The organism is Enterobacter sp. WCHEn090032 (genome assembly GCF_003986875.1).
Lineage (GTDB): Bacteria > Pseudomonadota > Gammaproteobacteria > Enterobacterales > Enterobacteriaceae > Enterobacter > Enterobacter sichuanensis.
In genome coordinates, this window is sequence record NZ_RXRN01000001.1 from 66,539 (window position 1) to 91,019 (window position 24,481).

Annotated in this window: 21 protein-coding genes; 8 read left to right on the forward strand and 13 right to left on the reverse strand. The window is 57.1% G+C overall.

Features of this window, described 5'->3' with window-relative positions; all coding sequences use genetic code 11:
- Positions 1 to 66: 66 nt before the first annotated feature.
- Together EKN83_RS00320 and EKN83_RS00325 are read right to left on the reverse strand one after the other, a co-directional pair.
- Positions 67 to 606, reverse strand: a complete 540-nt coding sequence (locus EKN83_RS00320; protein WP_045285038.1) for an AAA family ATPase — start codon at positions 604 to 606, stop codon at positions 67 to 69.
- 141 nt (positions 607 to 747) lie between these two features.
- On the reverse strand, positions 748 to 1,146 hold the full coding sequence (locus tag EKN83_RS00325) for a cupin domain-containing protein (protein ID WP_025759145.1): 399 nt from the start codon (positions 1,144 to 1,146) through the stop codon (positions 748 to 750).
- 112 nt (positions 1,147 to 1,258) lie between these two features.
- On the opposite strand from EKN83_RS00325, the gene EKN83_RS00330 reads away from it, so the two are divergent.
- A complete protein-coding gene (locus EKN83_RS00330) occupies positions 1,259 to 2,173 on the forward strand; it encodes a LysR family transcriptional regulator (protein ID WP_126800100.1) in 915 nt (304 codons plus the stop codon).
- 304 nt (positions 2,174 to 2,477) lie between these two features.
- Positions 2,478 to 3,974 carry an L-asparagine permease gene (ansP, locus tag EKN83_RS00335; protein WP_008501774.1) on the forward strand — a complete coding sequence of 499 codons (1,497 nt, stop codon included), beginning with the start codon at positions 2,478 to 2,480 and terminating at the stop codon, positions 3,972 to 3,974.
- Between the two features lie 46 nt (positions 3,975 to 4,020).
- Here ansP and EKN83_RS00340 read toward each other — a convergent pair whose 3' ends face one another.
- Entirely contained in the window at positions 4,021 to 5,082 is a 1,062-nt protein-coding gene (locus EKN83_RS00340; protein WP_126800101.1) for a YncE family protein, read from the reverse strand.
- Positions 5,083 to 5,323: 241 nt separating this feature from the next.
- On the opposite strand from EKN83_RS00340, the gene pqqU reads away from it, so the two are divergent.
- Positions 5,324 to 7,438, forward strand: coding sequence for a TonB-dependent receptor PqqU (gene pqqU / locus EKN83_RS00345; protein ID WP_126800102.1), 2,115 nt, complete (start codon positions 5,324 to 5,326; stop codon positions 7,436 to 7,438).
- 119 nt (positions 7,439 to 7,557) lie between these two features.
- On the opposite strand, the gene EKN83_RS00350 is transcribed toward pqqU, so the two are convergent.
- The 3 genes from EKN83_RS00350 to EKN83_RS00360 all read right to left on the reverse strand — a co-directional run bounded on the left by EKN83_RS00350 (position 7,558) and on the right by EKN83_RS00360 (position 10,162).
- Entirely contained in the window at positions 7,558 to 8,226 is a 669-nt protein-coding gene (locus tag EKN83_RS00350) for a GntR family transcriptional regulator (protein ID WP_047958705.1), read from the reverse strand.
- Between the two features lie 254 nt (positions 8,227 to 8,480).
- Positions 8,481 to 9,521 carry an NADP-dependent oxidoreductase gene (locus tag EKN83_RS00355; RefSeq protein WP_126800103.1) on the reverse strand — a complete coding sequence of 347 codons (1,041 nt, stop codon included), beginning with the start codon at positions 9,519 to 9,521 and terminating at the stop codon, positions 8,481 to 8,483.
- Between the two features lie 65 nt (positions 9,522 to 9,586).
- Positions 9,587 to 10,162, reverse strand: a complete 576-nt coding sequence (locus EKN83_RS00360) for a helix-turn-helix domain-containing protein (RefSeq protein ID WP_025759136.1) — start codon at positions 10,160 to 10,162, stop codon at positions 9,587 to 9,589.
- A 148-nt stretch (positions 10,163 to 10,310) separates the two neighbouring features.
- Between EKN83_RS00360 and EKN83_RS00365 the strand changes: the two genes are divergently transcribed.
- Positions 10,311 to 10,829, forward strand: a complete 519-nt coding sequence (locus EKN83_RS00365) for a GNAT family N-acetyltransferase (RefSeq protein ID WP_025759134.1) — start codon at positions 10,311 to 10,313, stop codon at positions 10,827 to 10,829.
- Positions 10,826 to 11,275, forward strand: a complete 450-nt coding sequence (locus EKN83_RS00370) for a DMT family transporter (RefSeq protein ID WP_025759133.1) — start codon at positions 10,826 to 10,828, stop codon at positions 11,273 to 11,275. Before EKN83_RS00365 ends, EKN83_RS00370 begins: the two co-directional genes overlap by 4 nt.
- Positions 11,276 to 11,278: 3 nt before the next feature.
- Here EKN83_RS00370 and EKN83_RS00375 read toward each other — a convergent pair whose 3' ends face one another.
- Entirely contained in the window at positions 11,279 to 11,512 is a 234-nt protein-coding gene (locus tag EKN83_RS00375) for a YdcY family protein (protein WP_025759130.1), read from the reverse strand.
- Positions 11,513 to 11,613: 101 nt separating this feature from the next.
- Positions 11,614 to 13,212 carry an ABC transporter substrate-binding protein gene (locus tag EKN83_RS00380; protein WP_045285046.1) on the reverse strand — a complete coding sequence of 533 codons (1,599 nt, stop codon included), beginning with the start codon at positions 13,210 to 13,212 and terminating at the stop codon, positions 11,614 to 11,616.
- Between the two features lie 283 nt (positions 13,213 to 13,495).
- Between EKN83_RS00380 and EKN83_RS00385 the strand changes: the two genes are divergently transcribed.
- From EKN83_RS00385 to EKN83_RS00395, 3 genes are read left to right on the forward strand one after another with little or no spacing between them, the layout of a single operon-like run.
- The gene (locus tag EKN83_RS00385; protein ID WP_126800104.1) at positions 13,496 to 14,836 is read left to right on the forward strand and encodes an SrfA family protein; all 1,341 of its coding nucleotides are present in this window, start codon (positions 13,496 to 13,498) and stop codon (positions 14,834 to 14,836) included.
- A 4-nt stretch (positions 14,837 to 14,840) separates the two neighbouring features.
- A complete protein-coding gene (locus tag EKN83_RS00390) occupies positions 14,841 to 17,822 on the forward strand; it encodes a virulence factor SrfB (protein ID WP_095451228.1) in 2,982 nt (993 codons plus the stop codon).
- Positions 17,819 to 19,996 carry a virulence factor SrfC family protein gene (locus EKN83_RS00395; protein ID WP_126800105.1) on the forward strand — a complete coding sequence of 726 codons (2,178 nt, stop codon included), beginning with the start codon at positions 17,819 to 17,821 and terminating at the stop codon, positions 19,994 to 19,996. Before EKN83_RS00390 ends, EKN83_RS00395 begins: the two co-directional genes overlap by 4 nt.
- Before the next feature lie 96 nt (positions 19,997 to 20,092).
- Here the strand turns inward: EKN83_RS00395 and EKN83_RS00400 are convergent, their stop codons facing one another.
- From EKN83_RS00400 to EKN83_RS00420, 5 genes are all read right to left on the reverse strand, one after another.
- Positions 20,093 to 20,848: an alpha/beta fold hydrolase gene (locus EKN83_RS00400; RefSeq protein ID WP_126800106.1), complete on the reverse strand. Its 756-nt coding sequence runs from the start codon at positions 20,846 to 20,848 to the stop codon at positions 20,093 to 20,095.
- A gap of 86 nt (positions 20,849 to 20,934) precedes the next feature.
- Complete coding sequence (locus EKN83_RS00405; RefSeq protein ID WP_013096478.1) at positions 20,935 to 21,108, reverse strand: GhoT/OrtT family toxin; 174 nt, start codon at positions 21,106 to 21,108, stop codon at positions 20,935 to 20,937.
- Positions 21,109 to 21,290: 182 nt separating this feature from the next.
- On the reverse strand, positions 21,291 to 22,715 hold the full coding sequence (patD, locus tag EKN83_RS00410; protein WP_126800107.1) for an aminobutyraldehyde dehydrogenase: 1,425 nt from the start codon (positions 22,713 to 22,715) through the stop codon (positions 21,291 to 21,293).
- 24 nt (positions 22,716 to 22,739) lie between these two features.
- On the reverse strand, positions 22,740 to 23,546 hold the full coding sequence (locus tag EKN83_RS00415; protein ID WP_045285051.1) for an ABC transporter permease: 807 nt from the start codon (positions 23,544 to 23,546) through the stop codon (positions 22,740 to 22,742).
- Positions 23,536 to 24,480 (reverse strand): ABC transporter permease, encoded by a 945-nt coding sequence (locus EKN83_RS00420; protein ID WP_126800108.1) that lies wholly within the window; start codon positions 24,478 to 24,480, stop codon positions 23,536 to 23,538. The genes EKN83_RS00415 and EKN83_RS00420 overlap by 11 nt, the downstream gene beginning before the upstream one ends.
- Position 24,481: the final 1 nt, after the last annotated feature.

Sequence of the window (24,481 nt, forward strand, 5' to 3'; positions counted from 1 at the left end):
TATTTCACCACTGAGAAACAATTAATTTACATTTAGTTTGCCGGAAAACAGATATATAAAACCACGCTAAGAATATGTCTTCAGAGAGGCAATCAGCGCATCCACCTGACTGCGGCGGGTAATACGGACAAAGCGAATGTGCGCGTAGCGCGGGTTTTGCAGATCGGCTTCATAACGCCTGCGGTTGTTGCGCCAGGTTTTTATCGTCCAGATGATAATGGATTCTCTGCTCAGGAACGCGCGGCGAAAACTCTCCTTATTCCCCGTGCCTGGCCAAAGTTCCCGTTTATGCCAGGCCCGTTTGATGGCCCTGGTGACGGCCTGATACAGGGTGCGGGTAAACCCATAATCGACCCACACCACAACATCGACATGGCGCCATTTGACCGGTCGCGTGCGGTTATAGTTACCGTCAAGCACCCAGTCTGGCGACGCCTGCAGCGCCTGCTCCAGCGTTTCCTGAAACACGTCGTCCGGGGTTCCCTGCCAGTCAGGGCGCCAGTAGAGTCGGTCCATCTCGATACAGGGAATGTCCAGCTCGGCCGCAATCTGCTTCGCCAGCGTGCTTTTTCCACTTCCGCTGGTTCCGATGACGTTAATTTTCACTCAAGCCTCAGCCCGTTAACAAAAACTGACCAAATAATAACGTTTTCATCCTTTTAACGAAACGCTATTTCAGCAGGGCAATTTTCCCTGGGAGGCGAAGTGCACGACGCGCCTTAAGCAGGCGATTGCCGTGTCTGGCGGTTAGCCGTTCGGGTACTGCTCGTCGGTGACTTTTTCCATCCACGCTACCGGGCTGCCGTTTTCCGATTCGGCGATGGCGATATGCGTCATCGCCGTTTGCGCGCTTGCCCCGTGCCAGTGCTTCACGCCGGGTGGGATCCAGGCGATATCGCCCTGATTCAGCACTTCCGCCGCTTTGCCCCACTCCTGTAGCCAGCCGCGCCCCTGCGTCACAATCAGCGTTTGTCCCAGGGGGTGCGTATGCCACGCCGTGCGCGCGCCCGGCTCAAAGGTCACGGTTGCCCCGCCGACGCGGGCAGGTTCGGTCGCCTGAAAGGGCGCGTCAATGCGGACGGTGCCGGTGAACCAGTCTTCTGGCCCCTTTGCTGAAGGTAATGAACCGCTGCGGATAATTTTCATGTTGTACTCCTCGTTAACTGTTGCGTTAACAGTAGCGCAAAGCAATCCGAACTATTAGCGTGCATAATCAGATAGGAAATATGATTGAAATTCATAAATAGAGGCAACCGCAATGCTAAAAGACAATTTCAACGACCTGCTCTCTTTTATGGTGGTTGCCCGCGAGCGCAGCTTTACACGCGCAGCGGCGCAGCTGGGCGTATCGCAATCGGCGCTGAGCCATGCCATGCGCAAGCTTGAAGCGCGGTTAGACGTACGCCTTTTAACCCGTACAACCCGCAGTGTGGTGCCCACCCAGGCGGGTGAGCAGCTTTTTATGCGCTTAAGCCCGCATTTGCGGGAGATCGAGCAGGAACTCGCGGCGCTTCGTAGCGCCCGTGACAAACCCGCTGGCTCGGTCAGCATTGTCGCCGGCGAGCACGCGATGGACGCCGTGCTCTGGCCGATACTGAAAACGTTTATGGCGCAATATCCTGAGATTAACGTCGAGGTGACGATCGATAACGGCCTGACGGATATCGTGGACGGCCGCTTCGACGCGGGAGTACGCCTGGGTGAACAGGTGGCAAAAGATATGATTGCGGTACGGATCGCTCCGGACATGCGCATGGCCGTCGTCGGTTCCGCTGATTATCTTGCACGCTTTGGGGTGCCGCAGGTGCCGGAGCAGCTCGCTGACCACCGCTGCATCAATATGCGCCTGCCCACGCGAGGGGGATTGTATCAATGGGAGTTTGGACGCGACGGGCGTGAGATTCGCGTGCGGGTTGAAGGACAGCTAACGCTGAATAATCTGTCGCAGCGCATCGATGCGGCGGAGAATGGTCTCGGATTAGCCTACGTGCCCGAGTCCTCGGTTCTGGACGCTCTTCATCACGGACGGCTGGTCAGGGTCCTTGATTCGTGGTGCCCCATTTTTGAAGGATATCACCTCTATTATCCGAGCCGTCGACAGCACACTACCGCGTTCAGGTTGCTGCTCAATGCCCTGCAGCAACAAAAATTTATACCATCTGGTAATAATTAAGGGAATCTGATGATTAAATAATCAACCTCGCAATTGTTTTGACTAAAAACTCACCACGATTCAGCGTGTTGTGATCCCCGTCTGCTCTGACCACACGATTTCCTTCGACGTGCATCACTTTCGGCACGGTTATATTTTGCGTCGCTTATGAATTGCAGGTAGGATGCCTCGCCATGTTTCGCCTTATCCATACGCAGAATGACTGGGAAGGCGACATGTGTTTGCGCAGAAGCAATCGTTTGTATTGCATTCTGCCAGGCAGGACTATCACGATAATGGTTCAGACAGGCAAACAGGTAACTCAATGAAAACAAGCAATAAAAGCGCAGCCGATCATCATGCTGCTAAACGTCGCTGGTTGAACTCCCACGAAGAGGGCTACCACAAAGCGATGGGCAACCGTCAGGTTCAAATGATCGCCATCGGCGGCGCTATCGGAACGGGTCTGTTTTTAGGTGCGGGTGCACGTCTGCAGATGGCTGGCCCGGCTCTCGCCCTGGTCTATCTGGTGTGCGGGATCTTCTCTTTCTTCATTCTTCGCGCGCTGGGCGAACTGGTACTGCATCGCCCTTCCAGCGGCAGCTTCGTCTCCTACGCCCGTGAATTCCTCGGTGAAAAAGCGGCCTACGTGGCGGGCTGGATGTACTTCGTCAACTGGGCGATGACCGGTATCGTCGATATCACCGCGGTTGCGCTGTATATGCACTACTGGGGCGCGTTCGGCGATGTGCCGCAGTGGGTCTTTGCGCTTGGCGCGCTGGCCATTGTCGGCACCATGAACATGATCGGCGTGAAGTGGTTCGCGGAGATGGAGTTCTGGTTTGCGCTGGTCAAAGTGCTGGCCATCGTGGTGTTCCTGGTCGTGGGTACCGTCTTCCTTGGCAGCGGTAAACCGCTGGATGGCAACGCCACCGGCTTCCACCTGATAACCGATAACGGCGGTTTCTTCCCGCACGGTCTGCTGCCTGCGCTGGTGCTGGTTCAGGGCGTGGTGTTCGCCTTTGCCTCCATCGAGCTGGTGGGTACCGCAGCAGGTGAATGTAAAGATCCGCAGACGATGGTGCCAAAAGCTATCAACAGCGTGATCTGGCGTATCGGTCTGTTTTACGTCGGTTCCGTGGTCCTGCTGGTTCTGCTGCTGCCGTGGAACGCCTATCAGGCGGGTCAGAGTCCGTTCGTGACCTTCTTCTCTAAACTGGGCGTGCCTTACGTTGGCAGTATCATGAACATTGTGGTGCTGACGGCGGCGCTCTCGAGCCTGAACTCCGGTCTGTACTCTACCGGCCGTATCCTGCGCTCCATGTCGATGGGCGGTTCTGCGCCGAAGTTCATGTCGAAGATGAGCAAGCAGCACGTGCCGTACGCCGGTATTCTGGCCACGCTGGTGGTCTACGTCTTCGGCGTGTTCCTGAACTACCTGGTCCCGTCTCAGGTCTTCGAAATCGTGCTGAACGTGGCCGCACTCGGGATCATCGCCTCCTGGGGCTTTATCGTGGTCTGCCAGATGCGTCTGCGTAAAGCGATCAAAGAAGGGAAAGCCGCTGACGTGAGCTTTAAGCTGCCTGGTGCACCGGTGACCTCCTGGCTCACCCTGCTCTTCCTGTTCAGCGTGCTGGTGCTGATGGCGTTCGACTACCCGAACGGCACCTACACCATCGCGACCATTCCGCTGCTGGCCGTGCTGCTGATTGCCGGCTGGTTTGGCGTGCGTAAACGCGTTCACGAGATCCACAGCACCGCGCCGGTTCATCCTGATGATGAAAAACACGACGCGCCGCTGGTTGAAGAGACCTCGCGTTAATACGCAGTCAACAAAAAGGGAAGGCATTTAGCCTTCCCTTTTTTTATTACAACGCGATACGAATCACATCGTCAGGCTGGGTGGCTTCCTGCTGACGGGTGGATTTCTGTTTCACCGTCACGTACAGGGCTTTGCCATCCGCTGAGAGCGCCAGGCTGTTCGGGTAGACCGACGTGTCGATGGTTTTGGTGACCTTATACGATGTGGCGTCAATCACGCTCACCTTACCGGCTTCACGGTGCGTCACATAAACTTCATTGCGGGCCGGGTTAAACAGGACGGCCAGCGATTCCGGCGCGGCGATTTTGCCGATCACGCTGCCCTCTTTCAGGCTCACCACCAGCACTTCCGGCTGTTTTGAATCGGTCAGGAACGCGCGCTGACCGGCAGTGTCGAGGCTCAGATTCAGGTAGAAGTGCTCTTTGCCGTCATCCTGCACCTTTTTACGGCTGATAATTTTATTGCTGGCCGTATCAATCGTCACCAGCTCGCCGTCCGCATTGGTGGTATAAAGACGTTTCGCCTGCGCGTCCAGCGCCAGGCCGGTGCTGTAGGTCCCGGTATTGGCAATGGTCGCTTTCAGCTTCAGCGTGGCGCCATCCACCACCCAGACGACGCTCTCTTTCCCCACACCCGTGATGTACACGGTGTTCGTGCTGTCATCGGCCACCAGCTGGCGCGGCTGCAGTGGCTTAACGGTGTCACTACGCTGACGCCCATCCAGCACCAGCCGCCCTTTTACATCGCCCGTTTTCGCATCGATGGCCGTTACCGCACCGTTGATAGTGTTGCCCAACCACAGCGTCTGGGTCGCCTTATCAAGAGTGGCACCAAAAGGTTTGAGATCGCTGTGAATCGCCTGCGTCACGTCCAGCGTAACCGGATCGAGGCGATAGACAACGCCGCCCTTGTCGGTTTTACGGCTTTGCGACGTCGCGACCCACAGGGCATTTTCCTGCTGGCTCACCGCCATTTCATACGCCCCTTTGCCCACGGCTTTACGCAGCACCTCTTCGGCGGCATGAACCTGGAACGTTCCGGCAAGCAGTAACGTGGCTGAAAGCAGTGACAGGCTCAGGCGCGGTGAGCACAGATGACGTAAAGACATAACAATTCCTTTTCTGAAATGAGGGGTTCTGCTGACATCGCTTCCGGCAGGCAACGTCATGGCATTGCCTTTTGATAATGAGAATAGTAATCATTAATGAATCAAATGTGGAGATTTTCTTTCCCGCTTCGCCTTCCATTAACGCAATGTGCGGTTATAGTTTTCAAAACTTTTACAAAACCTTTAACATATATGGACATGTTCCATTTGGTTCGTTTATACACCACAACCGGTTTTATTCATGAAAATCATTTCTGCCCATAAGGCTTCTCTTCCGCTGCTGCTGGTTCCTGTTATTTTTGCACCTCTTACCGCCATGAGCGCGGAAGAACAGACCATGATCGTCAGCGCCACGCCGCAAACCGTATCGGAACTCGATACTCCAGCCGCGGTCAGCGTCGTCAATGGCGACGACATGCGCCATGCCGCTCCCCGTATCAACCTGTCTGAATCTCTCGGCAGCGTCCCGGGCCTGCAAATTCAGAACCGGCAAAACTATGCGCAGGATCTTCAGCTGTCGATGCGTGGGTTTGGTGCCCGTTCAACCTTCGGCGTGCGCGGCATCCGTATGTACGTAGACGGTATTCCGGCCACCATGCCGGACGGACAGGGTCAGACCTCGAACATCGATCTCTCAAGCGTGGAGAGTGTTGAAGTGCTGCGCGGCCCCTTCTCTGCCCTGTACGGCAACGCCTCTGGCGGCGTGATTAACATCAATACCCAGACCGGACAGCAGCCGCCGACTATTGAAGCCAGCAGCTATTATGGCAGTTACGGAACCTGGCGCTACGGCATGAAAGCCACTGGCGCGATGGGTGATGGCACCCACGCGGGCGATGTGGATTACACCGTGTCCACCACCCGTTTCACCACCAGAGGTTATCGCGACCACAGCGGCGCGCGTAAGAACCTTGCCAACGCCAAACTGGGCGTGCGTATTGATGACGTCAGCAAGCTGACGCTGGTCTTTAACAGCGTGGACATGAAGGCCAACGATCCGGGCGGACTGAACTATCAGGAGTGGCGGGACAACCCGCGCCAGTCCCCGCGCGGCGATCAGTACAACACGCGTAAAACCATCAAACAGACCCAGGCTGGTTTGCGTTACGACCGTCAGCTCAGCACCCAGGACGACCTCAGCGTGATGATGTACGCCGGTGAGCGTGAAATGACGCAGTACCAGTCGATTCCGTATCAGCCGCAGCTGAAACCTTCCCACTCCGGTGGGGTGATCGATATGCAGCGCCACTATCAGGGGATTGATACCCGCTGGACGCACCGTGGCGAGCTGCTGGTGCCGGTGACCTTCACCACCGGTCTTAACTACGAAAACATGAGCGAAGATCGTCGCGGATACGAGAACTTCGTCATGGATAACGGCGTACCGGATTACGGCGTCAAAGGTGATAAGCGTCGCAATGAACGCAATTTGATGTGGAACGTCGATCCGTATCTGCAGACGAGCTGGCAGCTGACGCAGAAACTGTCAGTGGATGCCGGGGTACGCTACAGCTCGGTCTGGTTTGATTCCAATGACCACTACGTGACGCCGGGCAATGGCGATGACAGCGGCGACGCGAGCTACCACAAATGGCTCCCTGCCGGTTCCGTGAAGTATGCCGTGACGGACGCGTGGAACCTGTACGCCGCCGCCGGGCGTGGCTTTGAAACGCCAACCATCAACGAGCTTTCCTACCGTTCAGATAACCAGGGTGGGCTGAATATTGGTCTGAAACCGTCCACCAACAACACCTATGAAGTGGGCAGCAAAACCCGCATCGGCAATGGCCTGCTGACCGCCGCCCTGTTCCGCACCGATACGGATGACGAGATCGTGGTGGATGCCAGCTCTGGCGGCCGTACCAGCTATAAAAATGCCGGCAAAACCCGTCGTCAGGGTGTCGAAGTGTCCCTCGATCAGCAGTTCGCTGAAAACTGGAAGCTGAAGATGGCGTGGACCTATCTGGACGCCACTTATCGCACCAACGTATGCGGCGATACGAACTGTAACGGTAACCGGATGCCGGGCATCGCCCGTAATATGGGTTACGCCTCGTTTGGCTGGCAGCCGGAGGAAGGCTGGTACGCGGGTTCAGATGTGCGTTACATGAGCGATATCATGGCCGACGATGAGAACACGGCGAAAGCGCCATCGTATACGGTGGTCGGACTGAATACCGGGTATAAATTTAACTATGGCAACTGGGGCATGGACGTCTTTGGTCGCGTCGATAATCTCTTCGATAAAGAGTACGTCGGCTCAGTCATTGTCAACGAGTCCAACGGCCGTTATTACGAGCCTGCACCTGGACGTAACTACGGTGTAGGACTCTCGGTCTCTTATCGCTTCGAGTAAGTAATAAGAAAAGTTTATTTTATCCCTAAAATAACGCTCCTGATGGCAATAAACCATCAGGAGTTATTCATCAGATAAATAATCAGGTGCGGTATATAGTCGCTCTGTTAAATAATCTCTCAGTTAAAATATTGTCGCTGTAAAAGAGTATTAGCTTCATCAATCAACTTATCAATTGCCTTCTGACTGGCTTCAACATCTCTTCGCTCAAGGGCGGAAAGGAGTTCGTCATAGTGATATGTCGAGGCTTTGATGTCGTTGAGTTCCTGATGCAGATAGTTCATGCATGGCCCGATACGCACCCATAACTGTTCAATTAGCGCGTTAAGCGTTGGCATTTCCGCATACTGATACAGCGTAAACCGCAAGACGCGATTTGCATGCAGTGCCTGCTGAACGTGCCCGTTGCGCATGGCCTCATGGAAGGCGTCTGACATTTTGCGCAACGTCTCAAGCTTAGTGTCAGACATATTCTGACAGGCGGCGGCAACGGCCATCGGCTCAAGCTGTTTTCTGATGGCGTTAATCTCGTTATAACGCTCCAGCGTCACCTCTGGCACCAGAAATGCCTGCGCGGGGGTAGCATGTAACGCGCCAGAAGAGACCAGCCGCAAAAGCGCCTCGCGAACCGGAGTAATACTGGTACCTAATTTATCGGCGATCTCTTTCGTTATCAGTCGTGCCCCAGGTTTGAGTGAGCCTGTAATTAACGCCCCTTTCAAACTGAGTTCAACTTGCATAGTAAGGCTGACCCTTTGGGCTTTTTCTAAGTGATCCAAATCAAGCATGTTCAATTCCTGTAGCTAAAACTTAATGCTATTTTTAAACGCCAGTTTTAATAAAACGACGCTGGTCCGATATATCCTGTATCGTCATGCCTGGTGGTGGGAGTACGTAAAAACTGCAAAAAAAAGCAAACGTCATTTTTTATCGATTTCGGGCTCATCCGGGATGATGGCGCGAAATGCCATGTCCAGTAATTAAAGACAATATATCGTATCTTCACAAATAAATATGGCGGGAAACCCCGCCATAGTACTCTTTATTTATTGTCGTCCGCGACGCGAATCACGACTTTACCGAAGTTCCGCCCTTCAAGAAGGCCAATCAGCGCCTCCGGTGCGTTCTCCAGCCCGTCCGTGACCTGTTCACGATAGTGAATTTTACCTTCCTGTACCCAGCGCCCCATCTCCTGCTGGAACTCCTGAATGCGGTGCCCGTAGTCCTGGCCGATGATAAAGCCCTGCATACGAATGCGTTTCTTGAGCAGGGTCGCCATCAGAAGCGGCAAGCGATCCGGCCCCTCTGGCAGGCCCGTCGCATTATAACCGCTGACCAGACCACACACCGGCACGCGTGCAGCGGTATTCAGCAGCGGCAGCACCGCATCAAAGACTTTGCCGCCGACGTTCTCATAATAGACATCAATGCCGTTCGGGCAGGCGTGTTTCAGTTGTTCAGCGAAATCCGCCGCGTGGTGATCCAGACACTGGTCAAACCCGAGGACCTCGACGGCATGGCGGCATTTTTCAGCACCACCGGCGACGCCGACCACCCGGCAACCTTTGATTTTGCCAATCTGCCCCACGGTCGCCCCCACCGGGCCTGTTGCCGCCGCAACCACCAGCGTCTCACCCGCTTTGGGTTGCCCGATATCCAGCAGCCCCATATAGGCAGTAAAGCCCGGCATACCCAGAACACCCAGCGCCCAGGAAGGATGAGAGGGATTTTCACCGAGCTTCACCAGACCGCTGCCGTCTGAAAGTTCATACTCCTGCCAGCCGCTGTAGCCCAGTACCCACTCACCCGGTCTGAAATCGGGATGTCGGGAGTGTTCAACACGGCTGACCGTTCCCCCTACCATCACCGCACCAATCTCAACCGGCGGTGAATAGGATGGCGCATCGCTCATGCGCCCGCGCATGTAAGGATCCAGCGACAGCCAGACGGTGCGAAGCAAAAGCTGCCCCGCCTCAGGTTCCGGAACGGGTTGCGTTTCCAGACGAAAATTTTCCGCGACAGGCGCACCATGAGGGCGCGAAGCCAGGACCCAGCGGCGATTTTGCGAAACAGGTTGATTCATCAGGATCTCCTTCTGGTACAAATGTCATTACAGCCTGGCGCAGGAACGGCGTTCTCGCCTTGGCATTACGAGCCAGACTGGTTCAGCCGTACAACCAGATAGATACAGGGTTCATTCGTTTCATTGATGAACCGGCAGTCATTGGGCGGCCCCAGTTCAAGACAGTCTCCGGCGCGCATCTCATGGCGCGTATCGCCCTCCTGAAACACCAGCTCGCCGGACTGCAGCCAGATAAGCTGACGTGCCAGCGCGTAAGAAGATGCGGGCATCGGAACATCGCTGCCCGCAGGCAGTTCGACCTGAACAAGATCGATGGGCAGATCGGTGCGGGGAGAAACATGGCGGCGGAGGTAGTGCGTTTGCGGGTCGCGCCAGACGGGCTGGTTTGCCAGGCGCAGCAGTTTTCCTTCCTGCATCTCGGCCCGGGCAATCAGCGTGGACATGCTGATGCCAAACGCGCCAGACAGGCGGGCAAGCAAGGTGGCTGTCGGGCTGCTGTCCCCACGCTCTATCTTATGGATCATGGCGCGGGAGACGCCTGCCCGGTCAGCAAGCTCGCTCAGGGACCAGCCGCGAGACTCGCGTTCCAGGCGAATTCTTGCGCTAATCCGTTGATTCATTGTGTCTGTTATGGTGTTCATGACGTCATACTATAGTGTATGAACGGCATTTCAATGGGGTTTTGATAACAAAAAAATATGGCTTATGCCGTAGCGATCGGGCGATACAGTTGTGTAATATCGTAGCCATAACGTAACACTATAGTGAACAACACACAGAGGTTTAATCATGATCGTTCGTCATGCCTGCAAAGAAGACTGCGCTGCGATAGGAGAGATTTACAACCACGCGGTGCTGCACACCGCCGCGATCTGGAACGATAAAACCGTCGATACCGAGAACCGCATCGCCTGGTTTGAAGCGCGCACGCTCGCGGGTTACCCGGTGCTGGTCAGTGAGGAAGACGGCGCGATAACCGGTTACGCCTCCTTTGGCGACTGGCGCGCTTTTGACGGTTTTCGTCACACCGTTGAGCACTCGGTTTACGTCCACCCGGATCATCAGGGCAAAGGCATTGGCCGCACGCTGATGAAAGCGTTGATTGACGAGGCCCGCGCCATCGGTAAACACGTGATGGTTGCCGGGATTGAAGCGCAGAATCAGGCTTCGATCCATCTTCATGAAACGCTCGGTTTTGTCACGACGGGGCAAATGCCACAGGTGGGGACCAAGTTTGGCCGTTGGCTGGATTTAACCTTTATGCAGCTGCAGCTGGATGAGCGCAGCGATCCGGACGCTATCCCATGAATCAGTCGCTAACGCTGGCATTTCTGGTGGCGGCGGGAATAGGCCTGGTGGTGCAAAACACCCTGATGGTGCGTATCACCCAGTCCTCCTCCACCATACTTATCGCGATGTTGCTGAATTCCCTGGTCGGCATTGTGCTGTTTGTCAGCATTCTGCTGCTGAAACAGGGCGTCGCCGGATTTAGCGAGCTGGCCGCAACGGTACGCTGGTGGACGCTCATTCCCGGGCTGCTGGGCTCCTTTTTTGTGTTTGCCAGCATCAGCGGGTATCAGAATGTTGGCGCGGCGACGACGATTGCCGTGCTGGTGGCAAGCCAGCTTATCGGCGGGCTGGTAATGGACGTGCTGAGAAGCAACGGCATTCCGCTACGCGCCCTGATCGGCCCGGTGTGCGGCGCGGTGCTGCTGGTCGTCGGCGCCTGGCTGGTGGCGCGACGTCAGTTTTAATCGCTAGAGGATCGTGCCACCTTTGGTCAGCTGTTCGTGGCGCGCCTCCATCTCTTCTCTGTGCTCCTTGCCGTGGTGCGAAATGGCGGTACGCAGGCGTTGTTGCTGGGTGTAACGGTCTTCACGGCTCAGCTCAGCATCATCGCTCAGTTCAATCAGCAGTTCATTCATATGGGTGATGACACCTTCGTTAATCGCGCCATCGACACGGGCAATCACGTCGTTTAAATGTGACATTGTCACTCCTTGTTATGTGCCCGGTGGCGCTACGCTTACCGGGCCTACGGGTGCCAAATGTTGGCCGGGTAAGGCGTAGCCGCCACCCGGCGATGATATGCTTAATTCAGCTTCGCTTTTGAGAAATCGCTGCCCATCAGGCTCACGCTGTACCCGGTTACGTTGCTGCGGGTCGCATAGAACGTTTTGCCGTTCGCCAGCGCGATCCACGGCGCCTGCTGGTAGAAGATTTCCTGCGCCTGGCCGTAGAGTTTCGCACGCTCCGCCGGGTTGCTGGTCAGCTTCGCTTTTTGTACCAGGGCATCATACCCTTTGTCACACCAGCGCGCGGCGTTTGAGCCGGTTTTAATGCTGTTGCAGCCCAGCAGCACATCGGCAAAGTTGTCCGGGTCGCCGTTATCGGACATCCAGCCAAACAGCGCAGAGTCATGTTCGCCTTTACGCATGCCGGAGAGGTATTCGCCCCACTCGTAAGAGACAATTTTGGCCTTCACGCCGACTTTTGCCCAGTCGCTCTGGATCATCTCCGCGATACGACGGGAGTTAGGGTTATACGGACGCTGAACCGGCATTGACCATAGCGTGACCTCCGCGCCCTTCTCCAGCCCGGCCTGCTTCAGCAGCGCTTTCGCTTTTTCAGGATCGTAGCTGTAGTCCTTCAACGCTTTGTTAAAGCCCAGCATGTTTGGCGGGATCGGCGATTTTGCCACCGTGCCCGACCCCATAAACACCGCATTAACGATAGCCTTCTTGTCGGTCGCGTAGTTCAGCGCCTGACGCACCAGCACGTTATCAAACGGTTTTTTCTCGGTGTTAAACGCCAGATAGCCGACGTTCAGCGCATCGACGGCGTGCAGCGTCAGGTCTTTGTTGTTCTTGATAACATCAAACTGTACCGGGGACGGCGCAGGAATGATCTGGCACTCGTTGGTCTGCAGCTTCGCCAGACGGGTTTCCACGTTTGGCGTGATGGAGAAGATGAGATGCTTCGTCGGCACCTCACCTTCCCAGTAGTTCGGGTTCGCAACGTAGCGGATCAGCGAATCCACTTTGTACTGCTGCAGAACGTAAGGCCCGGTACCAATCGGCCAGGTGTCCACGTTCTCCGGGGTGCCTTTTTTCAGCATCGCGTCGGCGTATTCAGCGGAGAGAATGGAGGCGAAATCCATCCCCCAGTCGGCCAGGAATGCGGCGTTGGGTTCACTGAGGGTGAACTGAACGTGGTAATCATCGACCTTTTTCACGTCCTGGATCAGTTTATCGAGACCCACATCGTTAAAGTATTCGTAATTGCCCTGCGACACATTGTGGTACGGGTGTTTAGGGTCTTTCTGACGCATGACCGAGAAAATAACGTCATCGGCGTTAAAGTCACGCGTCGGTTTGAAGTATTTATTGCTGTTGAACTTCACCCCTTTGCGCAGGGTAAAGGTATAGGTCTTGCCATCAGGTGAAATCGTCCAGGACTCGGCAAGCGACGGCACCGGGGTATTTTTCACCGGGTCGAAATTGATCAGGCGGTTATAGAGCACCTGAGAGCTGGCCACAAAAGACGGTCCAGAGCTGGCAATTTGCGGGTTGAAGGACTCGGGGGACGCTTCAGAACAGTAAATAAGGGTGTCGTTGTTTGCCGCCCATGCGGCACCGGCTGGTAAAAGTGCGCTCAGCGCAAGGGCGAGCAGTGTTTTCCCTGTAGACATGGTTATAACCCTGACAATTTTATTATATAGAACAGTAATAACAGCACAGCCGTAATCACCTGGCAAATAACGAAACACTATCAGGTTATTCTAAAGTCGCGTTTTTCGCTGGTTTTGCAGCCAGCGTCAGAAAAAGCGATTTGTCTTAAGTGCCATTATTCGTCAAGCACAACCGTCACTTTCTATGCCGCAAGAAATCGGCGCTTTTAGCGTCTCTTCCTCCGTTTGTTTGCTTCCTCGTTTCGTTAAAGTAACGGTGTGAAGAAGTATATGGGATCAAATCGTGGCAAAAACTCTTTTACGCAGCGGTAATCTGGATGATTTTCAGGCCGTTGGCGGCGGCGGACAAGCCGTTTTCGAATCAGCGTTACAAATCCGGGAAGCGCTCCGGTTGCGCAAACAGCAGGCCATCGTCGACTGTCTGGCTATTCCTCAGGTCAACGACAGCGGTGACCGCGTGGACTGGTATTCTCCTGTTGACGGGAGCGTAACCAGCTGGAAAGCGGCCGGTGAAGATGACCGTTATCGCGCTCTGCGCTATCTGGAAAACACGCTCGCCAGCGTCGAGTCGTTAAGCAAGAAATGCCTCCAGTCGCCCAAAACTGCGCAACAGCTTTTTGGCTCTCTGTTGTCAAAGGCGTTTCAGTTCCCGGGTGAAAATTTCCTTTTCCTTGTGAACGGAAAACCGGTGATCAGCTTCTGGGGATTTGTAAACCTCAACGAAAATGCGCGCGACGATGTCCTCGACTGCCTGCGTGAATCCCTGATCCCAGAGCCTGACCCCGTTGTGATTGACGATCCTGAGCCCGAACCGGAACCCGAACCGGTGGTGACCTTTGAGCACGCTGACGAGCCGCTGGTCGCCCCTTCTACAGTGGTGCGCATTACGCCGGAAGAGCTGTACGAACCTGAGCCAGCCCCGGTTGTTGCGCAACCCGTAGAGGAACCGGCCCCGGCGGTTGTCGCGAAAAAACGTCGTATCCCCCTGTGGACGCTGCCGGTTGCTGCCGTGATCGTTGCCGCCATCGCCGCGCCGCTGCTGTGGCCCAAACAGGCGCCTTCCGCCGAGCCCGCACCGGCCCCCGCCCCTCAGCCCGTGGAGATTGCGCCAAAGCCGATTAAAGCGGTTGAGCCGCTGGCGATGACGTTACCGCTGCATCAGGCAGAGGTGGTGGCCAGCAAAGAGAAAGAGCCTGCGCCTGCGCCACAGCCCGCTCCGGTGGTGATTGCCGCCATCCCGAAAGATGCCATGGTAATGGAAGCGAATCAGGTAAAAGCGGGATCCACGCGTTTCCTGAACGGCACCTGGCGCGCCATCCTCGACGTAAAAGATCCGGTGACCGGCAAGCCGCCGTCAATGCGCTATCAAATCCAGAACAATAAAGGCTTCGCCCGTATTGTTCATGGCGACAACATTGTCTGCCGCGCGGAAGTCTTCTCCGGGCTGCACAGCAATGGCGAACTGATGATCAAGAGTCGCGGTACTGCCCGCTGCACCGACGGTTCCCGCTACCCGATGCCGGAAGTTGCCTGTAAAGCAGGCACCAGCGATATCGCAGAATGTCGCGCGCGTTATGATGCCAACACCGTCGTTCCACTGACGTTCAAGAAAGCAGGTGCCTGATCCTATGCTGGTAAATCTTTGCGACTATAAACAAAGCGTCACGCTTATTGCTAACAGCGGCGTGCAGTTCCTGGATTTCGGCCTGACGCCGCAGGACACCGCCAGTCACGGGCGCTTCGTACGTAAAACCGCGAATGGCCCGCTTTTACGACTCGATTTCGACATGGTTAACGGGCGCTATACCCTGCCGGGCATTAACGGTGGGCAGCCTGAAGTGGTTAAACCGGAAACCACCATCCCGCTGCATCAGTCGCTGGCGGTTCTCGACGGCGTCTGGCTCCCCGTGCCTTTCCTGCGCTTCAACCCGCCGCGGACCTTTGTAGAAGGGCCGGATAACTGGGCCCGCGTACAGGTGCGCAAGCTTGACACCCCCGACACGGCAGGCAATACCCACCGTGTGACCCTGGCGCTTGACAGCCAGATTGCCGGACATGCCACGTCCGCCCTCTCCCCGGTTGAGAACGATATCCTGAACGGGACCCGCTTTGCCCTGGCATGGCGCGATGCAGAAGTTGAAAATTTCCTCGATCAAACCTGGATTGACGGCTGGCTGCGCGAGGCGTTTACCCAGTATGCCGATGGCGTAGAAAACCGTTCCGAGCGCGACCTGCAGCAGGCGATGCGCAGTTTTGAATATCAGGCGCACTGGCTTAACCTGTTGACCATGCTCGGTGAACAGCTCACCGTGCCGGAAGTCAAATTTGTTACCCATACGCTCAGCACCCCGGCCATTCCGGTCGACCTGATACTCGACGTGGGGAATACCCACACCTGCGGCGTGATTATTGAAGACCACGGCGATGCGAACGATGGTCTACGTCAGACCGCCGAACTGCAGGTACGCTCATTAAGCGAGCCGCAGTTCCTTAATGAGCCGCTGTTTACCAGCCGTCTTGAGTTTTCGGAGGCGCGTTTTGGCAAGCAGCACTTCTCGGTTGAAAGCGGTCGCGAAGATGCCTTTGTCTGGCCGTCGATTGTCCGCGTCGGTGATGAGGCCCGCAAGCTGGCGATGCAGCGTCTCGGAACCGAAGGTAACAGCGGCATCTCCAGCCCGCGTCGCTACCTGTGGGATGAAACACCGGTGGTACAGGACTGGCGCTTTAGCCAGATGAACAGCAAAACCCAGCGTGAACCGCTTGCCACCGCGTTCCCGCTGATGAACCTGATGAACGATGACGGCGAGCCGCTCTTCACGCTGCCGCAGGATGAGCGACTGCCGGTCTTCTCGCCGCAGTACAGCCGCAGCACGCTGATGACGCACATGCTGTGCGAACTGCTGGCGCAGGCACTGGGGCAGATCAACAGCGTCGCCACGCGCCTGCGTCTGGGCTTCCCGGCGTCGCCGCGCCAGCTGCGTACCCTGATCCTGACACTGCCCTCGGCCATGCCTAAGCAGGAGCGCGAAATTTTCCGGCGCCGCATGTTCGAAGCCATCGCCATTGTCTGGAAAGCGATGGGATGGCACCCGCAGGATGAGGATTTTGTCACCCGCAAACAGCAGGAAAAAAGCGTGGTGCCGGTGCCAGAAATCCAGATGGAGTGGGACGAAGCCAGCTGCGGTCAACTGGTCTGGCTGTATAACGAAGCAATATCTCGCTTTGGCGGTCAGACGGAAGCCTTCTTCGCCTCCCTTGCTCGTCCGGACCGTGAGCCTGAACCCGGTGCGCAGCCGGGCCGGGCGTTGCGCGTCGCCTCCATCGACATTGGCGGGGGCACCACGGATATGGCGATCACCCATTACCAGCTGGATGACGGCTCCGGCAATAACGTCAAAATCACTCCGCAGCTCCTGTTCCGCGAAGGGTTTAAGGTGGCGGGCGACGATACGTTACTGGACGTGATTCAGCGCTACGTACTGCCCGCCCTGCAAACGCAGCTGCAGAAATCGGGCATCGCTGATGCTTCTTTGTTGATGGCGTCACTGTTCGGCGACTCCGGGCGCATTGATACCCAGGCCGTACTTCGCCAGCAAACGGCCCTTCAGCTCTTTATGCCGATTGGTCATGCCATTCTTGCCGCGTGGGAATCCAGCGACGTTGACGATCCACTGGCCGGACTGCATGCCACCTTTGGCGATCTTCTGCCGCAGAAACCGACCCGCAACGTGATGAATTATCTGCAGCAGGCCATCGATCATGCCCTGCCTGCCGGTTCCGACGCTTTTGATCTGTTCGCCGTCCCGCTGCACGTCAATTTCCGCGAAATGCAGGACGCGATGCTGGGCGGACAGTTTACGCTGGCCTCGCCGTTGCACGCGGTGTGTGAGGCCATTTCACATTACAGCTGCGATATTCTGCTCATCACCGGTCGCCCAGGCTGCCTGCCCGGCGTTCAGGCACTGATTCGCCATCTGCAGCCGGTGCCGGTTAACCGCATCGTCTGGCTGGATAAATACCAGGTGCACGAATGGTATCCGTTCAGCCAGCAGGGGCGGATTGGCAACCCGAAATCGACGGCTGCCGTGGGAGCCATGCTCTGCAGCCTGGCCCTTGATCTGCGCCTGCCGCGCTTCAACTTTAAAGCTGCGGACATTGGGGCGTATTCCACGGTGCGTTATCTCGGCGTGCTGGATAACACCGTGAATACCCTGCGCGAGGAAAACGTCTGGTACCAGGACATCGACCTCGATAAACCCGGTGCGAAGCTCGACGCGCGCCTGCACTTCCCGCTACGCGGTAACGTCACCCTCGGCTTCCGTCAGCTGGCGAACGCGCGCTGGCCCGCCACGCCGCTCTACACGCTCAGCATTAACTCACCTGAACTGGCGAAAGCGATTGCCGGCGACGGCGTGCTGAACGTTCGGCTCAAACTCTGCGGCGGCAGCAAGCAGGAGGGCCCGGAGGCCTTTGAACTGAGCGATGCCTGGCTGCAGGACGGCACGCCGGTGGCACCTGACGCATTAACCTTCAAACTGAATACACTGGCCGATCGCCGACACAGCGGCAGCCATTACTGGATCGACAGCGGGAGCGTATACCTGAAATGACAGCGACGACCACCACCACTCAGGCCTTAATCGGGTGGATTAATGAGACGCGCCTGAACGCCCCTGTACTGGATAACGATGCCGACGCCCTGCTTGCCCGCATCAACGCGGTGCAGGCGCGTGAGCAGGCCATTGAACGCGCCATGACCCGCCAGAGCAGTATCGGGCTTTACGGTCATTCCCAGAGCGCGAAAGCACACCTGCTGTTGTCCCTGTGCGGCAGCGGGAATGGCCGCCTGAACGTGACGCCGGGCCAGCGCAGCTTTGACTATTTTTCGCATATCAACCCGGGACATGCCCTGACCAACATGGCCGTTCGCTTCACCCGCGAAACCCCTGACGTGGTGGACGAGGCATTCCCGCTGCGTCTGAGTCTGGTTACCGAAGCCGAGCTGGTACAGCTGTTCATTACCCGCACGACGCTGCATCCGCAGATACGCGCGGTGGATAAGGCGGTTATTGAGACACGCCTGGAGAAATGGCGCGGCCTGCGCCAGCCGCAGGGCGTGCCCGGCATCACGGCGCAGGAAGTGGGGGCGATTGCCCGCTTCTGGCAGAGCACGGTGCCTGCCGCTAAACATCAAATTGATGACGCCCTGTGGCATGAGTTTGCCCAGCTGGTGCCGTCGCTGGATCTCAGCACGCGCGCCAGCGTCTGGTCGTTGCTGTGGGGCGAGCAACAGGAGCTGACTCAGCAGTGGTTAAACCTGGCCCATGTGCTGCATCAGACCAGCCATGCCAGCGCCCTCGCCGCCCCGCTGAGCCTGCTGGTGGATAGCTTTGGGCTGCCGGGTGAAGGGTTCCTGACGCACGACGGTACGCCAGCCCTGCAGGACGCCCAGGAGACGCTGCTTCATCCGCTGAATGACGGTGAAATGCTTAACGCGATCAGCATCCCCGTCGATCTACTTGCCTTCCTGACCCGCGAGCTGGTGTTGCCGGTTGAGAACGCGGCCCTGGATAACGTCGATATCATTGATATCCCGCTTGTTGAAGATACCGGTGCTGACCCGCTGCGTCAGGCGAAATCCCAGTGGCTGCTGGAGCATTACCGTCAACAGCTCGAGCCGGATGTGCTGGTCATTTGCAACGCCACGGCGCAGCACGAGCAGACGGCCAAAAAAGCAAAAGTGTTAATGAACTGGGTCAAGGAGACGCAGCCCGCGGAAGACTCTGCTCTGCCGGGCCTGGTCTGGGCAATTACCCCCCATGACGCCCGCTTCACTACCCGGCAGAATCTTGATGAAGCCGTTCAACACCTGCTCGGCAAGCCGGGTTTGCGCTGGGGTACGCTGCAGGCGCTGGACAGCCACAGCATGCAGCGCGTCATCGAGTGGCTGTCTCAGGCCACGCTGCCTGCGCTGCGACACAAGCGTCTCAGCACCCTAAAAAATGGGTTGCGCCAGGCGCTTTCATCGCTGATGCAAAGTTATCTGGTACCGCTGGTTGAAGAGCCGGGCACCCGACGTGCTCAGGCGGAAAACATGGTACGCACGCTGCAAAGCAGCGCCGCCCGCCACGGTGAGCTGCTGGATGGTCTGCTGCCGCCGCTCAAAGCCTTTGAAACGCTGCTGGCCGTTCAGCAACCGCGTGAGGAACAGGTTAACGGGCTGTTCACGGACACCATTGACCTGTTTGCCGACAGCGCCCATGAAAATACCGCGCAGTTCCAGACAAAAGACAAAGCGCGTCTTGCGCACCGGGTCTGGATAAACCATTTGCGTCAGTGGAGCCGCAATGAAGCCACCGCCGCCCGTCTGGGGCTGGAACCCGCCGTGTTGCAGCAAATCGCAGATGTGCTGGTGGTCACCAGCTACCGGCTGGATCTGCCTCAGCAGCTACAGCGTATTGTCGAAGCGGATAAGAGTAGCGCGGCGCAACTGCATGCCGTGATGGGCAATTTCATTGGCTGGCTGGGTTATGACCAGACGCCCGTGGCGACACGTCCGTCCAGCCGCATCCGCAAGGGTCAGGCTATCTTCGTCACGCCGGTCGTCAGCAGCGCCGGTCCCCGCCTGACGCGCCTGGGGGAACAGCCTGTGCATGCGGCCACTGCGTACGTTTACGACTGGCTGGTTGCGCTCTATAGCCGCGCCATAGAGAACATTGATTTCCAGCACCCGCATGATGTTCAGCCGGGGGCCCGCAAGGCTCTGCAGGCGTTATTACGCTGAGGGCGGATTAACACTGTAGCCGCCTTTCTTGCCGGGTGGCGCTGCGCTTACCCGGCCTGGATTCTTCACCGCTGCAGATCCGTCACCGCCGGTCGATCACTCCGTCATACACCCGGCTAGCGTCTGCGCCAGCGCGGAGGGGTTTTCCCAGGACATTGAGTGGCCCGCTGCAGGGATGATTTTTACCGCAACGCCCTTCTGCTTCAGATTATCCACATCGTCATCCGGCAGCGACCGCTCGCCGAAAATCAGCGTTACCGGGCACGGGAGTGACAGGAACTGCGCCTCCCATTCTGGCTCAACGCCCGCCACCAGACTCGAGGCACCGCGCCAGACGGCGTAAGGGGCATTGCTCTGCAGGCACCCTGCCCACGCCGTGGTTTCGGCGCGCAGCATGGCGTCATAGCCCTGTTCCAGAAACTGTTGCTCGGTTTGTGCTGCGATAGACTGGCTGAACATGCCCCCACCCGCATGAAAATTGGGTTCCGACACCATTAGCCCTTTTACGCGCGTGGGCAACATCCCCGCCGTTTCGATAGCAATACTGCCGCCCATGCTGTGACCGTACAGCCAGAAGGTGTCCAGTTTGAGATGGTTAATCAGCTCCACGACGACACGAGCCTGATCGGTGGTTCGGTAGCGGTAGTGCGCAGGTTTATCGCTGTAGCCGCTACCCGGCAGATCGATGAGAATGGCCCGGCGCGCCCCGAACTGAGGGTCATGCACGACACGGGGATATTCATAGGAAGCGGCACAGCCCAACCCGTGAATGAACACCACGGGATCGCCAGTGCCGGGCAAATCATGCCAGCGCACGGTGCAACCGGCCTGTTGCGAGTAAAAACTGTTCATAAGCACTCCTTTTACGATGCACTGTGTATTTATACAGTTACCGTATCTGGAATGCCATATTCATCTTTTAAAAATGGAAGCGTGCTTCAGAAAAGCGAGACCAGCAGCGCAACGGGAAAGCTCATTGGCCAGGTTGACCCCACCAGAAAAGCACTGAGCAGTCGGATACGTTTGCGGTCTTTAGAGAGGAACCAGGTGATTAATGCGCAGATGGAAGCCATGATTGCGTAAAAAACCAACATTTTTTGATACAACGTCATTCTGTATACCAGAGCCGAAAAAATAACCGCACGCAATATGCGTCATATGTTGATACAGATCAAGTTTTTTCGTTACAGAATAACCACTTAAAAATTACGGCTAATAACAATTGAGTATCTTGCTTAACACTCATCACGGACAAGGTGAACGCCCGACCGCGCAAGCGGCCAGGCGCGTAGGCTTAGTGCTTAATCATGACGTGCCGGACGACCGTATAATCCTCCAGTCCGTAGACCGACATATCCTTGCCGTAGCCGGATAATTTCATGCCGCCATGCGGCATTTCGCTCACCAGCATAAAATGGGTATTCACCCAGGTGCAGCCGTACTGCAGGCGCGCGCTCAGGCGATGCGCGCGGCCCACGTCTTTGGTCCAGACCGATGACGCCAGGCCATACTGAGAATCGTTCGCCCAGGCCAGCACCTGCGCCTCGTCATCAAACTCGGTGACGCTCACCACCGGGCCAAACACCTCGCGCTGGACGATGGCGTCGTCCTGTTTTGCCCCCGCCAGCAGGGTTGGCTGGAAGTAGTAGCCCGCCCCCTCTTTTTTGCTCCCGCCCGTGACCACGCGGATATGGCCGAGCGCTTTTGCCTCATCGACAGCCTGACAGACGCGTGAAAGATGGGCGGCAGAGCTGAGGGGCCCCAGCTCGGTATCCCCATCCTCCGGGGCGCCCATTTTGATGCTGGCTACCGCGGCGCCCAGTTTTTCCACGAGCGCAGCATAGATCCCTTTCTGGGCATAAATACGGCAGGCGGCCGTACAGTCCTGCCCGGCATTGTAGAAACCAAACGTCCGTACCCCTTCGACCACCGCATCCAGGTCGGCGTCATCAAACACGATAACCGGCGCTTTGCCGCCCAGCTCCATGTGGGTGCGTTTAATGGAGGAAGCCGTATGGCCGATGATATGTTCCCCGGTCGCAATCGAACCGGTCAGCGAGACCATGCGGACTTTTTCATGCCCGGTCAGCGGATCGCCGACCGTCTTACCGCGGCCAAACAGCACGTTCAGGACTCCCGCCGGGAAGATGTCCTTTGCCAGCTCCGCCAGCTTCAGTGCCGTCAGCGGCGTAATTTCAGAGGGTTTGATTACCACGCAGTTACCGGCGGCGAGCGCGGGCGCGAGCTTCCAGGCTGCCATCATCAGCGGGTAGTTCCACGGCGCGATAGAGGCCACCACGCCTACCGGATCGCGGCGGATCATCGACGTGTGGCCATCAAGATACTCTCCGGCGGCGAGGCCATTCAGGCAGCGGGCCGCCCCGGCAAAGAAACGGAAAACATCGACCACTGCCGGGATCTCATCCCCCAGAACGCAGTGCAGCGGCTTGCCACAGTTGAGAGATTCAAGCCGGGCAAATTCTTCACCATTCGCCTCAATGGCGTCAGCCAGTTTCAGCAGGCACTCTGCACGCGTCTTCGGCGTGGTCTGCCCCCAGTCGATGAACGCCCGGTCAGCGGCCTCTACCGCCGCATTGACCTGTGCCGGTGACGCTTCAGCAATGTCCAGCAGTACCTCTCCGGTGGCCGGATTATAAACCGGCTGCACCTCTCCTTCTCCGGCAACCAGTTCACCCTTAATCAGCAGATGTGTTTGCATAGCATTGTCCTGTTGAAATGAATGTTATTTCCCGCTGCCGGCAATGCTCTCGCCGTCGCGGGTTAGCCACCAGGCTCCCAGAATGGGGACGGTTGTAACCAGCATCACCAGCAGTGCAACCACGTTGGTGACCGGCACGTCGCGGGGACGCCCGAGCTGGTTAAGCAACCACAGCGGTAACGTGCGCTCGTGTCCCGCCGTAAAGGTTGTGACGATTATCTCGTCAAACGACAGGGCAAACGCCAGCATTCCCCCGGCCAGCAGCGCTGAACCCAGATTGGGCAGCACAACATAGCGGAAGGTTTGCCAGCCGTCGGCCCCAAGATCCATCGATGCCTCCACCAGGCTCCAGGAGGTGCGTCGGAACCGGGCAATCACGTTGTTAAACACCACCACCACGCAAAAGGTGGCGTGCCCCACCACGATAGTGAAAAAGCCCGGCTCAAGGTTGATGGTTTTGAACGCGGTCAGCAGTGCCAGTCCGGTGATGATCCCCGGTAACGCAATCGGCAATAGCAGCAACAGGGAGATCGCATTCTTGCCAAAAAACGCGCTTCGCCACAGGGCCGCTGCAGCAAGCGTGCCAAGGACAAGGGCAATCGCGGTGGATAACGCCGCAATCTGAAGTGACAACGTCACGGACTCAATAATGTCTCCGCGCCCCGCTGCCACGCTAAACCACTTCAGCGTCAGCCCCTGCGGCGGAAAGCTGAAGGCGGCGTCTTCGGTGTTAAAGGCGTAGGTGGCGATGATCAGCAGTGGGAAGTGCAGGAAGATAACGCCTCCCCAGGCTGCCACTTTCAGGAACAGTGGTGCGCGTTCAGAGTGCATCGAATGCTCCCAGGCGTTTCACTAACGCCAGATAAAGCGAAATCAGCACGATGGGCACCAGCGTGAACGCGGCGGCCATCGGCATATTGCCAATGGCGCCCTGCTGGGAATAGACCATATTGCCGATGAAATAGCCCGGCGGCCCCACCAGTTGGGGAACAATGAAATCCCCCAGCGTCAGGGAAAAGGTAAATATCGAACCCGCCGCAATACCCGGAATGGCCAGCGGCAGAACGACGTAGCGAAAGGTCTGGCGGGGTCGCGCCCCGAGATCGGCCGAGGCCTGCAATAAAGACGCAGGCAGGCGTTCCAGCGCCGCCAGGACCGGCAGAATCATAAACGGCAGCCAGATATAGACGAAGACCAGAAACCGTCCCAGCCCGGAGGTGGAAAGCGTGTTGCCGCCAATAGCCGGAAGCGTCAGGAGTGAGATCAGGATCGGCTCCAGACCCAGATGGCTGAGAAACCACTGCGCCACACCATCTTTCGCCAGCAGCAACGTCCAGGCATAGGCTTTGACGATGTAGCTTGCCCACATCGGCAGCATCACCGCAATGTAGAAAAACGCCTTCCACTTGCCGTGAGTGTATCGCGCCATGTACCACGCCATCGGGAATGCCAGAATAGCGCTGGCAATGGTCACCGCAACCGCCATGGTTAACGTACGCAGGATAATGTCGTAGTTTGCCGGGTTGAAGAGCGCCAGGATATTCGCCAGAGTCAGATCCGGCGTGACGGTCATGGTGAAGTCATCAAAGGTGTAAAACCCTTGCCACAGCAGGGTCAGCAACGACCCTAAATAGACAATGCCAAACCACATCAGCGGCGCAAGCAGCAGCAGGAACAGCCCAAGCGACGGCTTACGCCAGAACAGTGCGGTTATGCGGCTCATGCGGCTACGAGAGGGACCAGGATGCGCAACGCTCATCTCCATT

Coding starts and splice junctions, on each gene's coding strand:
- EKN83_RS00390 (WP_095451228.1), top strand. CDS start 14,841: ATGCTGGTAAATCTTTGCGACTATAAACAAAGCGTCACGCTTATTGCT.
- EKN83_RS00405 (WP_013096478.1), bottom strand. CDS start 21,108: ATGACGTTGTATCAAAAAATGTTGGTTTTTTACGCAATCATGGCTTCC.
- EKN83_RS00365 (WP_025759134.1), top strand. CDS start 10,311: ATGATCGTTCGTCATGCCTGCAAAGAAGACTGCGCTGCGATAGGAGAG.
- ansP (WP_008501774.1), top strand. CDS start 2,478: ATGAAAACAAGCAATAAAAGCGCAGCCGATCATCATGCTGCTAAACGT.
- EKN83_RS00340 (WP_126800101.1), bottom strand. CDS start 5,082: ATGTCTTTACGTCATCTGTGCTCACCGCGCCTGAGCCTGTCACTGCTT.
- EKN83_RS00330 (WP_126800100.1), top strand. CDS start 1,259: ATGCTAAAAGACAATTTCAACGACCTGCTCTCTTTTATGGTGGTTGCC.
- EKN83_RS00360 (WP_025759136.1), bottom strand. CDS start 10,162: ATGAACACCATAACAGACACAATGAATCAACGGATTAGCGCAAGAATT.
- EKN83_RS00415 (WP_045285051.1), bottom strand. CDS start 23,546: ATGCACTCTGAACGCGCACCACTGTTCCTGAAAGTGGCAGCCTGGGGA.
- EKN83_RS00400 (WP_126800106.1), bottom strand. CDS start 20,848: ATGAACAGTTTTTACTCGCAACAGGCCGGTTGCACCGTGCGCTGGCAT.
- patD (WP_126800107.1), bottom strand. CDS start 22,715: ATGCAAACACATCTGCTGATTAAGGGTGAACTGGTTGCCGGAGAAGGA.
- EKN83_RS00420 (WP_126800108.1), bottom strand. CDS start 24,480: ATGGAGATGAGCGTTGCGCATCCTGGTCCCTCTCGTAGCCGCATGAGC.
- EKN83_RS00375 (WP_025759130.1), bottom strand. CDS start 11,512: ATGTCACATTTAAACGACGTGATTGCCCGTGTCGATGGCGCGATTAAC.
- EKN83_RS00370 (WP_025759133.1), top strand. CDS start 10,826: ATGAATCAGTCGCTAACGCTGGCATTTCTGGTGGCGGCGGGAATAGGC.
- EKN83_RS00350 (WP_047958705.1), bottom strand. CDS start 8,226: ATGCTTGATTTGGATCACTTAGAAAAAGCCCAAAGGGTCAGCCTTACT.
- pqqU (WP_126800102.1), top strand. CDS start 5,324: ATGAAAATCATTTCTGCCCATAAGGCTTCTCTTCCGCTGCTGCTGGTT.
- EKN83_RS00325 (WP_025759145.1), bottom strand. CDS start 1,146: ATGAAAATTATCCGCAGCGGTTCATTACCTTCAGCAAAGGGGCCAGAA.
- EKN83_RS00395 (WP_126800105.1), top strand. CDS start 17,819: ATGACAGCGACGACCACCACCACTCAGGCCTTAATCGGGTGGATTAAT.
- EKN83_RS00380 (WP_045285046.1), bottom strand. CDS start 13,212: ATGTCTACAGGGAAAACACTGCTCGCCCTTGCGCTGAGCGCACTTTTA.
- EKN83_RS00355 (WP_126800103.1), bottom strand. CDS start 9,521: ATGAATCAACCTGTTTCGCAAAATCGCCGCTGGGTCCTGGCTTCGCGC.